We start from the raw sequence: 12,567 nt of genomic DNA on the forward strand, positions 1-12,567 counted from the left end.
CGCGTTTCGTCCCCCCGCCGCCGCGCCCTGTCAACGCCGTCTCAGAACCGCCCGTCCCGCACCTCGAACCTGGTCGGCTTGCCGAGCGTCCGCCCGCCGCGCGCCACCCAGTCCGCCACCCAGTCCACCATCCGCAGCAGCGGCACCCGCGGATAGCCGAAGCAGCGGAAGGCCCGCGCGGCGTTGGAGAGCAGCGCGTCCGGCGCCTCCGCCCCCTCGAACGCCGGGGCGCGGCCGAGCCGCTCGCCGAAGCGCTCGGCCAGCCAGCGGATCGCGACCGTCTCCGGCCCGGTGACGTTGAGGACCGGGCAGGCGGGCGCGGCGTGGCGCAGCGCGCGCAAGGCCCAGGCGTTGGCGTCGCCCTGCCAGATCACGTTGGCGTGGCCCATGGCGAGCGGCACGGGGATGCCGTCGCGCACCTTCGCCGCCACGTCGTGCAGCACGCCGTAGCGCAGCTCGACCGCGTAGTTCAGCCGGATGCCGGCGCAGGCGGTGCCGCGGGTCGCCGCCGCGTGCTGGAACACCCGCTCGCGCCCGAGGCAGGAGGCGGCGTAGTCGCCGACCGGCGCCGGCGCCACCCCCTCGTCCGCCCCGCCGGAGGCGACGGGGACCAGCGGCAGCACGTTGCCGGTGGAGAAGAAGACGATGCGCGCGGCGGCGAAGCGTTCCGCCACCATCGCCGGCAGCAGCACGTTCATCGCCCAGGTCAGCGGCTCGTTGCCGGTCGAGCCGAACTTGCGCGCCGCCATGAAGACCACGTTCGGCGCCTCCGGCAGCGCGGCGAGGGCGGCGCGGTCCATCAGGTCGGCGGCGCGGCACTCCACGCCCCAGGATTCCATCCGCTCGCGCAGCCCGGGCTCGGAGAAGCGCGCCACCGCGATCACCCGCCGCGCCGGGTCGGCGCGCTTCGCCAGGCGGCAGAGCGTCGGCCCCATCTTGCCGGCGGCGCCGAGCACCAGGAGGTCGCCCGGCACGGCGGCGAGGTCGGCGCGCAGCGCCGCGTCGGGGCGGCTCAGCACCTCCTCGAGCGCCTCCTCGTCGGCGATCCGCTCTGGCCAGGCGGCGTCCCGGTCCATGACTCCCTCCTTACCGTCCCTCTCGGGCGGCGAGCATCGCCGCGCCGCCCGCTCCCGGCAACCGCCGCGGGGCCGGGCCGGCCCAGCCGGGAAGGGACCGCGAGGGGCGGCGGCGCAGGGCGGCCGCAGGCGCGGCGCCGGCGCGGCTCAGCCCTGCGGCGGAACCGTGTAGCCCTCCTCCTCCACCGCCGCGACCACCTCGGCGCGCGGCAGGCGCGTCTCCACCCGCACCCGCCCGCCGGCGAGGTCCACCTGCACCTCCGCCTTCGGATCGCGCTGCCGGATCGCCTGCGTGATGGCCTTCACGCAGTGGCCGCAGCTCATGCCTTCCACCTTCAGTTCGATCATGGGGCCTTCTCCAGCTCGTCGAGAATCGGGCATTCGGGCCGCTCGTCGCCGTGGCAGTGCTCGGCGAGCTGGCGGAGGCTCGCCGCCATCGCGCGCAGCGACGCGGCCTTCGCCTCCAGTGCCTCGACGTGGCTCAGCGCCAGCCGCTTCACCTCGGCGCTGCTGCGGTTGCGGTCGCGCCACAGCGCGAGCAGCCGCCGCACCTTCTCCAGCGGGAAGCCGAGGTCGCGCGCGTGGCGGATGAAGCGCAGCACGGCGATGTCGGCGTCCGCGTAGACGCGGTAGCCGTTCGCCGCCCGGTGCGGCCGGAGCAGCCCGACCGTCTCGTAGTGGCGGATCATCTTGGCGGAGACGCCCGAGGCGGCGGCCGCCTCGCCGATGGTCATCATGGATGCGGCCTCCAGCGCGCCAGCAGCAGCGCGTTGGTCAGCACCGAGACGGAGGACAGCGCCATCGCCGCCCCCGCCAGCACCGGCGAGAGCAGGCCGAGCGCGGCGAGCGGGAGGCCGACGACGTTGTAGGCGAAGGCCCAGGCGAGGTTCTGCTGGATCTTGCGCAGGGTGCGCCGCGTCACCTCGAGCGCCGCCGGCACCAGCGCGGGATCGCCGCGCAGCAGGGTGATGCCGGCGGCCTCGATCGCGACGTCGGTGCCGGTGCCCATGGCGATGCCGAGATCGGCGGCGGCGAGCGCGGGGGCGTCGTTGACGCCGTCCCCCACCATCGCGACGCGGTGCCCCTGGGCGCGCCAGGCGGCGACGCGCGCCGCCTTGTCCGCCGGCAGCACCTCGGCGGCGACGTCGTCGAGGCCGAGGCGGCGCGCCACCGCCTCCGCCGCCGCGCGGCTGTCGCCGGAGATCATCGCCACGCGCACGCCCATCCGCTTGAGCCCGGCGATGGCGGCCTCGGCGCCCGGCTTGGGCGCATCCTCGAAGGCGAGGAGGGCCAGCACGCGCGGCGCCGCGCCGTCCTCGATCAGCCAGGAGAGGGTGCGCCCCTGCGCCGCCTCCGCCGCCGCCGCGGCGGCGAGCGCGGGAGCGGGGTCGGCGCCGCGTTCGGCGCGCAGCCGCTCGCTGCCGAGGAGCAGCCGCCGCCCGGCCACCGCGCCCTCGACGCCCCGCCCGGGCAGGGCGCGGAACTGCTCCGCCGGGGCGGCGGGGCACATCCGCTCCAGCACCGCGCGCGCCAGCGGATGCTCGCTGCCCGCCTGCAGCGCGGCGGCGAGGCCGAGTGCCTCGGCCTCCGTCACGCCCGGCGCCGGATGCACGGCGGCAAGGCGCGGCCGGCCCTCGGTCAGGGTGCCGGTCTTGTCGAAGGCGACCAGGGTCACGTCACCCGCGCGCTCGATCGCCTCGGCGTCGCGGACCAGGATGCCGGCGCGCGCGGCGGCGCCGGTGCCGGCCATGATCGCCGCCGGCGTGGCGAGGCCGAGGGCGCAGGGGCAGGCGATGACCAGCACCGCGACCGCGTTCAGCACCGCCCGCTCCGCGCCGGCGCCGGCGAGCAGCCAGCCGGCGAGCGTCAGCGCGGCGATCGCCACCACCACCGGGACGAAGACGGCGCTGACGCGATCCACCAGGCGCTGCACCGGGGCGCGGCTCGCCTGCGCGGCCTCGACCAGCGCGGCGACGCGGGCGAGGGTGGTGTCGGCGCCGACCGCGGTGGCCTCGACCACGAGGCGGCCGTCGAGGGCGACGGTGCCGGTGGCGACGGCATCGCCGGGGTCCTTCTCGACCGGCCGGCTCTCGCCGGTCAGCGCGCTCTCGTCCACGCCGGAGCGGCCCTCGAGCACGCGGCCGTCCACCGGGATGCGCTCGCCGGGGCGGATCACCACGCGGTCGCCCGGGCGCAGCAGGCCGACCGGGACCTCCGTCTCCATGCCGGCGGCGTCGAGCCGGCGCGCGGTCTGCGGGCGCAGCGCGAGCAGCGCGCGGATCGCCGCCCCGGTCGCGCGCTTGGCGCGGGCCTCGAGGTGCTTGCCGAGCAGGACGAAGAAGATCACGACCGCGCTCGCCTCGAAGTAGAGGCCGTGATGCTGCGGACCGTGATGCGGCCCGCTGGTCAGCAGCAGCCAGGCCGAGAGCCCCCAGGCCGCGCTGGTGCCGATCGCGACCAGCAGGTCCATGTTGCCGGTGCCGGCGCGCAGCGCCGCCCAGCCGGCGCGGTAGAAGCGCGCGCCGAGCCAGAACTGCACCGGCGTGGCGAGCGCGAGCTGCCACCACGGCCCCGGCATCCAGTCGCGGCCAAGCAGCGTCCCGAGCATGCCGCCGAGGAAGGGCGCGGTGAGGAGCGCCGCGGCGAGGAGCTGCCGCTGTTCCCGCGCGAGCCGCGCCGCGCCCTCGGCCTCCGCCGCCGCGCCGCCGCCCTCGGTGCCGAGCACCTGGTAGCCGGCGCGTTCCACGGCGGCGACCAGCGACGCCTCCGGCGTGCCGGCGACGGCGCGCACCCGCGCCGTCTCGGCGGCGAGGTTGACGCGCGCCTCGATCACGCCCGGCACGCGGAGGAGCGCGCGCTCGACGCGCCCGGCGCAGCTCGCGCAGGTAATGCCGCCGAGGCGCAGGATGAAGACCGCCTCCGGCACCGTGTAGCCGGCCGCTCGCACCGCCTCCGCGAGCGCGGCGGCGGAGGCGGTGCCGACGACCTCGGCCCGTTCGGCGGCGAGGTTGACATGGGCCTCGGCCACGCCCGGCACGCGGAGGAGCGCCCGCTCGATGCGGCCGGCGCAGCTCGCGCAGGTCATGCCCGCGATGGGCAGGACCAGCCGCGATCCGGTCGGGGTCAGGGGGGCTTCGGGCATGCGGGGGCTCCTCTGCAGGCCCAGATGGGGGTTCCCACAATGGGAAGGTCAAGGCGGCGGCGGAGGGCGCCGCGCCGGGCAGGGGACCGCCGCGGCGCCGGCGCCGCCTTGATCGGGCGCAAGTCCCGCCGGCGGGCGGTCCGCGGACGGCTGCATTGACTTGGCGCAACGGCTGCCCGACATGCCGCGCGCCATGTCGCCTTCGCGCCGTTCGATGCCGCCGCTGCCCGCCCTCGTCGCGCCGCTGCTGGCCGGAGCGGCCCTGGTCGCCGCCGCGGTGCCGCCGTCGCCGGCCGGGGCGCAGCCGGCCGCCGCACCCCCACCCGGCCAGGGGGCGGGCCAGGCGCAGCGGGAGCCGTTCCGCATCGTCAACCGCACCGGGCAGGAGGTGACGGCGCTGCACGCCGTGCGCAGCGGCCGCGGCGAGTGGGGCCGCAACCTGCTGGAGCGGCCGCTCGCCCCGGACCGCGTCTTCCTGATCCGGCCGGGCGAGCGGGCCGGTTGCCGCTTCGACATCCGGCTGGTCCTGGCCGACGGGCGGGAGGCGCGCCTGATGGACCAGGACATCTGCGCCAATCGCACCCTGGTCGCGGAGCCGGCGCAGGTGATGGCGGCCGCGCCCCCGCCGCCGGCGCCGCCGCCCGGCGCTTCCGCCGCGCCCGCGCCCGGCCCGGTGCGGATCAATCCGAACGCGCGGGCCTCCTCCGGCACCGGCTTCGTGGTGGCGCGCGACCGGGTGCTGACCAACCAGCACGTGATCGCCGACTGCAACCGGGTGCTGGTGCGCACCGCCGACAACCGCCTGCTCGCCGCGGTGCCGCCGGCGCAGGTGGACCGCCAGCGCGACCTCGCGCTGCTTGCCGTGCCGGGCGATCCCGGCCCGCCGCTCGCCTTCCGCGCCGCGCCGCCGGTGCGCCGCGGCGAGGGCGTGGTGACCTACGGCTTTCCGCTCTCCGGCCTGCTGTCCTCGGGTCCGACCCTGACCACGGGGGAGGTCAGCGCGCTCGCCGGGCTGCGCGACAATCCGCAGCAGTTCCAGATCAGCGCCCCGGTGCAGCCGGGCAATTCCGGGGGGCCGCTGCTCGACCGCCTGGGGCACGTGGTCGGGGTGGTGGTGAGCAAGCTGAACGCCCAGCGGGTGGCGCAATTCACGGGCGACATCCCGCAGAACGTGAATTTCGCGGTGAAGGGAACGGAGGCGCTGGACTTCCTGCGCCGCGCCGGCGTGACGCCGCGGCTCGCCGAGAGCCGCGGGCCGGAGCGGAGCGCGGCCGAAGTCGGCGAGGCGGCGCATCCGAGCACCGTGTTCCTCCGCTGCGAGCGCTGAGCGGCCGGACCCTGCGCGGCGGCCGCCCCTGCCTTGCCTGCCGAGCGGTTTCCGCCCGGCCGGACGCGCGGCAACGGCGCGTTGCCGGTCGAGCGGACTTCGCGCTCCCGGCTGTTTCCGGCGCTCCGCGTTCCGCGCCAGAGCCGTTCCCCCGCGGCGGTGCGCGCGGCGACGGTTCCGGCGCGTGAACCCGTTCGGCCGCCGCCGCGCCGGCTGCTTCCAGTCGTCCGCGATCCGTTCTAGAGCCCGAGGCGCGCCGCCGCCAGCCGCAGGGTGGGCACCAGGTAGAAGAGCACCACCATCGCCCCGTTGAAGGCGAGGCGCATCGCGTAGCTGCGGTAGGCCTCCCGCAGCCCCAGGGCGTGGGACACCCCGGTGCCGAGGATGGCGGCGACGAGCCCCGGCGACACCATGCGCCGGACGGTGTCGGGATCGGCGAGCACGACCCTCAGGTACGCCGCCGCGGTGCGGGCGACGAGCTGCAGCAGCGTCGGGTCGCCGTCCATGCGCGCCTCGGCCTCCGCGGCGAGGCTGCGCGGGACGCGGTTAAGCCGCGGTGAAGCCGCGCCCGGCCAGGCCGCGGGCGGACGCCGGGACCGGCGGGCGGGCGCGCCGGCAACCGCCGGAAGAAGAACGGCGGCAACCGCCCGGAGAAGAACAGGACCGTTGTCAATCCTGCCTTTCGACAGGGGACGATTGCCGCCCCCCGGCCAAGGACTTCATTGACAGCCCCTCACGATTTCGCGATCATTTCGGGCGTCGCCGAATCGCCGCCGCGCTGATGGGGAACGAGGGCTGCCGGACCCGCGGCATGCGGGACGGCGTGCGCGCCTCCGCATCGCGCCCCGGGCGGCAACCTGGAGTTGATAATCGCGGGCAGACTGCTCCCGAGGTCCATCCCGATCGAGGCAGCGCCAGCCGTGCATGTTCTGCTCGACGTCTCCAGGCTGCTGAGCTGCGGCCAGCGGCAGGCCCCGTCCGGGATCGACCGGGTGGAGGCCGCCTATGCCCGCCACTGGCTCGCCGCTGCAGAGCCGGATCGGGTCGGCTTCGTCGGCCTCGGCGCCTGGGGCGACTTCGCCGCCGTCCCGCGCCGGACCGTGCAGGCCATGCTCGCGGCGCTGGAGGAGCTCTGGGCAGGCGCCGGCCCGCCCGCCGTCCTGGCGCGGGCGCAGCGGCGGGCGGCGCGGACCGGCGCGATGGCGCAGGCGGCGCTGCTCGCGGGGCTCGGCCGCGGCGCCCTGCGCCGCCTGGTGCGGTCGACGCCGCACCGGCCGTGCGTGCTGCTCTCCGTCTCCCATCGCGCGCTCGAACGGCAGGCGGCGATCGCCCGCCTGCGCCGGGCCGGCGTCGCCTTCGTGCCCCTGGTGCACGACCTGATCCCGGCGGCCTACCCCGAATACGGCCGGCCCGGGGAGGCCGAGCGGCACCTGCGGCGGCTGGCGACCGTCGGCGCGCTCGCCGACGGGGTGATCGTCAACTCCGCCGCCACCGAGGCGGCGCTGCGCCCGCACCTGATCCGCCGCGGCGGCCCGCCGCCGGTCGCCGTCGCCCCGCTCGGCCTCGGGCTCGCCCCGGCCCGCCCCGGGGCGAGCCTGCCGCCGCCCCCGCCGGAGGAGCGGCCCGGGCCGCCCTATTTCGTCACCCTCGGCACCATCGAGCCGCGCAAGAACCACCTGCTGCTGCTGCACCTCTGGCGCGACTTCGCCGCCCGGCTCGGGCCGGACGCGCCGCGCCTGCTGCTGATCGGCCGGCGCGGCTGGGAGAACGAGAACGTCCTCGACCTGCTCGACCGCTGCACCGCGCTGCGCGGCCTGGTGGAGGAGGTCGGGCCGGCCACGGACCACACCGTCCTGCGGCTGCTGCGCAGCGCCCGCGCCCTGCTGTTCCCGAGCTTCGCCGAGGGCTACGGCCTGCCGCTCGCGGAGGCGCTGGCGCTCGGCACGCCGGCCCTGGCCAGCGACATCCCGGCGCTGCGCGAAGTCGGCGGGACGGCGCCGGACTACCTCGATCCGCTGGACGGACCCGGCTGGGCAAGGGCGATCCTCGACTACGCCGATGCGCGATCCGCGGCGCGCGCCGCGCAGCTCGAGCGGCTGCGGCACTGGCGGCCGCCGCGCTGGGCGGATCATTTCGCGCGCGTAGAGGAACTGCTGGCGCGGATCGTGGCGTCGCGCGACGGCGCCCGCGCCGCTGGCTCGGCAGCGCGCGCCGATGCGATCGCCTGGGCGGGCGGCGGCCGCCTGCGCCCGGCAGCGTCAGCGGCGGCCACGGCCCCGGCGGTTGCCGCCGGCAACGCCGGTGTGCCATGACGAAAGCGTGAGATCCGCTTCCTCCCGCCGGGCGCGGTCGCCGCGCCGGCCGGGCCGCCCCCCTGCCCGCGGCGAGCCGGTCGGCGGCGCCACGCCGGAGGGCTCGGGCGCCGGGCCGCCCCCCTGCCCGCGGCGAGCCGCCCTCCTCCGCATGACCGTCCCGCGCCGCCTCCGCCGCGCCGCCGAGGCGATCGCCATCGTCGGCGCCGCCTGCCGCCTGCCCGGCGCGTCCGACCTCGACGCCTTCTGGCGCCTGCTCGCCGCGGGGCGGGACGCGGTCGGCACCGTGCCCCCCGGCCGCTTCGACCAGGCGCGCTTCTTCCACCCCCGCCGCGGCGAGCCGGGGCGGAGCTACACCTTCGCCGCCGGCGTGCTCGACCCGGTCGGCGGCGAGGACGCGGCCCGCATGTTCGACGCCGCCGCCTTCGGCCTCTCGCCCCGCGAGGCGCAGGAGATGGACCCGCAGCAGCGCCTCCTGCTCGAGGTCGCGGCCGAGGCGCTGGAGGACGCCGGCTGGCCGGCCGAGCGGGTCGCCGGGCAGCGGGTCGGCGTCTTCGTCGGCGGCTCCTCGACCGACTACGCCGAGCTGCGCCTCGCCGACCCGGCCGCGGCCGACCGCTACCAGATGACCGGCAACGCGCTGTCCATCCTCGCCAACCGGCTGAGCAACGCGTTCGACCTGCACGGCCCGGCGCAGACGGTGGACACCGCCTGCTCCTCCTCGCTGGTGGCGCTGCACCTCGCGGCGCGGGCGCTGCGCGACGATCCGCGCCTCGCCGCCGCCCTGGTCGGCGGCGTCAGCATGCTGCTCAGCCCCTACGGCTTCATCGGCTTCTCGATGGCCGGCATGCTCTCCCCCACCGGGCGCTGCCGCGCCTTCGACGCCCGGGCGGACGGCTACGTGCGGGCCGAGGGCGCCGGCGTGGTGGTGCTGAAGCGCCTGCGCGACGCGCTCGCCGACGGCGATGCGATCCGCGCCGTGTTGCTCGGCAGCGGGGTGAACGCGGCGGGGCGCACCGTCGGCCTGTCGCTGCCGAGCGGGGAGGCGCAGGCGGCGCTGCTCGCCGAGGTGCTGGCCGCGAGCGGCGTCGCGCCGGACCGCCTCGTCTATTTCGAGGCGCACGGCACCGGCACGCCGGCCGGCGACCCGGTCGAGGCCGGCGCCCTCGGCGCGGCGATCGGCCGGCACCGGCGCACGCCGCTGCCGATCGGCTCGGTCAAGACCAACATCGGCCACCTCGAGGCGGCCTCCGGCATGGCCGGGCTGCTCAAGGCGATGCTGGTGCTGGAGCACGGCGCGATCCCGCCCTCGCTGCATTGCGAGACGCCCAATCCGGCGATCGACTTCGCCGCGCTCGGCCTGCGCGTCGCCACCGCGGCGGAGCGGCTGCCGCGCCGTGCCGACGCGGTGGTGGGGGTGAACAGCTTCGGCTTCGGCGGCACCAACGCCACCGCCCTGCTCGGCCCGGCGCCGCGCCGCCGCCGCGCGGCGCGCGAGGCCGCCGCCGCGCCGGAGGCGCCGGAGCCGCCGCTGCTGCTCTCGGCCCGCTCCGCCGGGGCGCTGCGGGCGCTCGCCGAGCGCTGGGAAGCCGTGCTCGCCGGCGCCGACGCGGCGCGGGTCGCGGCGCTCAAGCGCGGCGCGGCGCGGCACCGCGGCCTGTTCGCCCACCGCCTCGCGCTGCGCGGCGGCGACGGGGCGGCGCTCGCCGCCGCCCTCGCCGCCTGGCGCCGGGAGGGGCGGGCGGGCGCCGGGGTCGCGCACGGGACGGCCGTGCGCGGCGCGGTCGCCTTCGTCTTCAGCGGCAACGGCGCGCAATGGGCCGGCATGGCGCGGGAGGCGCTGGCCGCCTCCGCCGCCTTCCGCGCCGGGGTGGCGGAGGCCGACGCCGCCCTCGCCCCGCGGCTCGGCGTCTCGCCGCTGGCGCTGCTCGAGGCGGGCGTGACGGCCGAGGCGCTCGCCGGCACCGACCTCGCCCAGCCGCTGCTGTTCGCCGTGCAGGTCGGCATCGTCGCGGCGCTGCGCGCGCACGGCATCGCGCCCGCGCTCGTGCTCGGCCATTCGGTGGGCGAGGTGGCGGCGGCGTGGTGCGCCGGCATCCTCGACCTTGCGGAGGCGGCGCGGCTGATCGTCGCCCGCTCGCGCCACCAGCACGCGACGCGCGGAGCGGGGCGGATGGCCGCGCTCGGCGGCGCCACGCCGGAGGCGGCGGCGCCGGTGCTGGCGGCGTGCGGCCCGGGCCTCGAGATCGCGGCGATCAACGGCCCGGCCGCGCTCACCCTCGCCGGGCCGGAGGCGGCGCTCGCGCGCCTCGGAGCCGAGGCGGAGCGGCGGCGCTGGAGCCTCGTCCCGCTCGAACTCGACTACGCCTTCCACTCGGCGGCGATGGAGCCGGTGCGGCCGGGGCTGCTCGCCGACCTCGCCGGGCTCGCGCCCCGCCCGGCGGCGATCCCCTTCGTCTCCACCGTCACCGGCGCGGCGCTCGCCGGCGAGGCGTGCGGCCCCGCCTACTGGTGGCGCAACCTGCGCGAGCCGGTGCGCTTCCTCGACGCCGCGCGCGCCGCCGCCGGCGCCGGCGCGCGCCTGTTCCTCGAGATCGGCCCCAACCCGGTGCTGCAGGGCTATCTGCGCGAATCGCTGCGCGACGCCGCCGGGGAGTGCGCGGTGCTCGCCACCCTCTCGCGCCGCGACCCGCCCGGCGCCGATCCCTTCCCCGCCATCGCCGACCGCGCCTTCGCGCGCGGCGCCGACCCGCGCAGCGGCCCGGGCTTCGCCGGCCCGGCCGAGCGGCGCGCCCTGCCGAAGACGCCGTTCGAGCGCACGTCCGTCTGGTTCCCCGCCACGGTGGAGTCGCGCCGCCTCACCGAGGCGACGCGCGAGCACCCGCTGCTCGGCTGGCGCGAGGCGGGCGCCGAGCCGGCGCTCGTCTGGACCCGCACTCTCGACACCGAGGCCGAGCCCTGGCTCGCCGATCACCGCCTGCGCGGCGAGCCGGTGCTGCCGGCGGCGGCGATGGTGGAGATGGCGCTCGCCGCGATCGCGGCGCGGGCGCCGGAGGCGGCGGCGCTCGAGGTGGCGGAGTTCCGCATCCTGCGGGCCCTGCCGCTGGAGGCGGCGCGGGCGCGCGAGCTGCGCTGCACCCTCGACGGCGAAGGCGGCTTCGCGCTGGCGAGCCGTCGGCGGCTGTCGGAGGAGGGCTGGACGCTGCACGCCTGCGGCCGCCTCGCCGCCCTGCCCCGCCTGCCGGCGGCGGCCGCGACCGCCGACCGCTTCGCCCCGGCGCGGGTGGTCGCGGGGGCCGAGGTGGTGCGGCTCGCCGCGCGCTGCGGCCTGGAGTACGGCCCCGCCTTCCAGGCGGTCGAGCGGGTCGAGGTGGACGCCGCGGGCGAGCGCGCCCGTGCCGTGCTGCGCCGGCCGGAGGCGGCGCCCGCCGATGCCGGCTGGACGCTGCATCCGGTGCGCCTCGACGGCGCCCTGCAGGGGCTGGTCGGACTGCTCGCCGGGCACGCCGCGACGGAAGGGGAGGCGCTGGTGCCGGTGCGCTTCGGCCGCGTGGCGGCGACGCGCGGCGCCGCCCCCATCGCCAGCGCCGGGATCGCGCTCGGCCGGCGCGGCACCCGCTTCCTCGCCGCCGATCTGGTGCTGCGCGACGCCGCGGGCGAGGCCATCGCCTGCATCGAGGGGCTGTGGCTGCAGCGCCTGCCGCTCGGCCCGCGCGCCGCCGCGGCGGAGGGGCTGTTCCGCGTCGCGCTGCTGCCCGCGGCGGCGGAGACGCCGCAGGGACCGGACCTCGCCGCCGCGCTCGCCGCCGCACGCGCCGCGGACGCCGCGCGCGACCTCGGCGAGACGGCGCTGCTGCTCGAAGGCTTCGCCGCCTCGGCGGCACACGCGGCCTTCGCCGCCCTGCCGCCCGGCGCGCCGCTCGGCGTCACGCCCTACCAGCGCGCGCTGCTGCGCCTGCTCGCCGCCCAGGGGCTGGCCGCGAAGGCGGAGGGAAGCGCGGCGGGATGGCGCTTCGACCTCGGCCCGCCGCTGCCGCCGGCGGTCGAGATCTGGCGCTCGGTGCTGGCCGAGCAGCCGGAGCTCGCGCACGAGCTGGCCTGGCTCGCGCGCGCGGCGGAGCGCCTGCCGGCGGCGCTGCGGCCCGGCGCGGCCGCGGCGGAGGCGGCCGGGATGCCGCCGCCCGACGGCGGCGGCTTCGCGCGGCTGGCGGCGGTGCTCGCCGCCGCGGTCGCGGCGCACGCCGCGGCCTGGCCGGAGCAGCGGCCGCTGCGGGTGCTCGAGCTCGGCGCCGGCGGGGCGGGCGTGCTGACGCGCCAGGCGCTCGCGGCGCTGCGGCGCAGCGGGCGGCGGGTGCTCTACACCGCGACCGGCGGGGCGGCGGCGGGCGCGCGCGCCACCGCCCCGCTGTCCGGCCCCGCCGGAGGGGTCGAATTCGCCCGGGAGACCTGGGACCCGCTGCGCGCCGACGGCGCCCCGGCCTGCGGGCCGGCCGACCTGATCCTCGGCCTCGGCGCGGCGCTCGCGGCCGGCGGCGGAGGGAACGCGACGGCGCTGCTGGAGGCCGTGCGGCGCCACGCCGCCGCGCCCGGCGCGGCGCTGCTGCTCGCCGAGCCGCTGGCCGGGCGGGTGTGGGACTTCGCCTGCGGCCAGGACCCCGCCTGGTGGGAGGGCGACGGCCCGGGCGGCGCCCTGCTGCGCGACGCCGGGGG

General features: G+C 78.7%; 8 protein-coding genes. 3 read left to right on the plus strand and 5 right to left on the minus strand.

The genetic code is table 11. From position 1 onward, the window contains the following. Nucleotides 1-41: 41 nt before the first annotated feature. The 4 genes from K1J50_RS09975 to K1J50_RS09990 all read right to left on the minus strand — a co-directional run bounded on the left by K1J50_RS09975 (nucleotide 42) and on the right by K1J50_RS09990 (nucleotide 4,218). Complete coding sequence (locus tag K1J50_RS09975) at nucleotides 42-1,076, minus strand: NAD-dependent epimerase/dehydratase family protein (RefSeq protein WP_220117566.1); 1,035 nt, start codon at nucleotides 1,074-1,076, stop codon at nucleotides 42-44. A gap of 147 nt (nucleotides 1,077-1,223) precedes the next feature. Further along, nucleotides 1,224-1,424, minus strand: a complete 201-nt coding sequence (locus tag K1J50_RS09980; protein ID WP_220117567.1) for a heavy-metal-associated domain-containing protein — start codon at nucleotides 1,422-1,424, stop codon at nucleotides 1,224-1,226. After that, entirely contained in the window at nucleotides 1,421-1,813 is a 393-nt protein-coding gene (gene cueR / locus K1J50_RS09985; protein ID WP_456304557.1) for a Cu(I)-responsive transcriptional regulator, read from the minus strand. The genes K1J50_RS09980 and cueR overlap by 4 nt, the downstream gene beginning before the upstream one ends. Continuing rightward, nucleotides 1,810-4,218 (minus strand): heavy metal translocating P-type ATPase, encoded by a 2,409-nt coding sequence (locus K1J50_RS09990; protein WP_220117568.1) that lies wholly within the window; start codon nucleotides 4,216-4,218, stop codon nucleotides 1,810-1,812. Before K1J50_RS09990 ends, cueR begins: the two co-directional genes overlap by 4 nt. Nucleotides 4,219-4,399: 181 nt before the next feature. Here K1J50_RS09990 and K1J50_RS09995 point away from each other — a divergent pair, with 181 nt between their 5' ends. Continuing rightward, entirely contained in the window at nucleotides 4,400-5,545 is a 1,146-nt protein-coding gene (locus K1J50_RS09995) for a trypsin-like peptidase domain-containing protein (RefSeq protein ID WP_255575155.1), read from the plus strand. A 239-nt stretch (nucleotides 5,546-5,784) separates the two neighbouring features. On the opposite strand, the gene K1J50_RS10000 is transcribed toward K1J50_RS09995, so the two are convergent. Further along, nucleotides 5,785-6,051, minus strand: coding sequence for a hypothetical protein (locus tag K1J50_RS10000; RefSeq protein ID WP_220117569.1), 267 nt, complete (start codon nucleotides 6,049-6,051; stop codon nucleotides 5,785-5,787). A gap of 414 nt (nucleotides 6,052-6,465) precedes the next feature. Between K1J50_RS10000 and K1J50_RS10005 the strand changes: the two genes are divergently transcribed. Both K1J50_RS10005 and K1J50_RS10010 read left to right on the plus strand, forming a co-directional pair. Then, nucleotides 6,466-7,857 (plus strand): glycosyltransferase family 4 protein, encoded by a 1,392-nt coding sequence (locus K1J50_RS10005; RefSeq protein ID WP_220117570.1) that lies wholly within the window; start codon nucleotides 6,466-6,468, stop codon nucleotides 7,855-7,857. Between the two features lie 151 nt (nucleotides 7,858-8,008). After that, nucleotides 8,009-12,567, plus strand: a 4,559-nt coding sequence (locus tag K1J50_RS10010) for a type I polyketide synthase (protein ID WP_220117571.1), incomplete at its 3' end; no start/stop codon positions are given.

Origin of the sequence: Caldovatus aquaticus (genome assembly GCF_019458025.1) — a bacterium.
GTDB lineage: Bacteria > Pseudomonadota > Alphaproteobacteria > Acetobacterales > Acetobacteraceae > Caldovatus > Caldovatus aquaticus.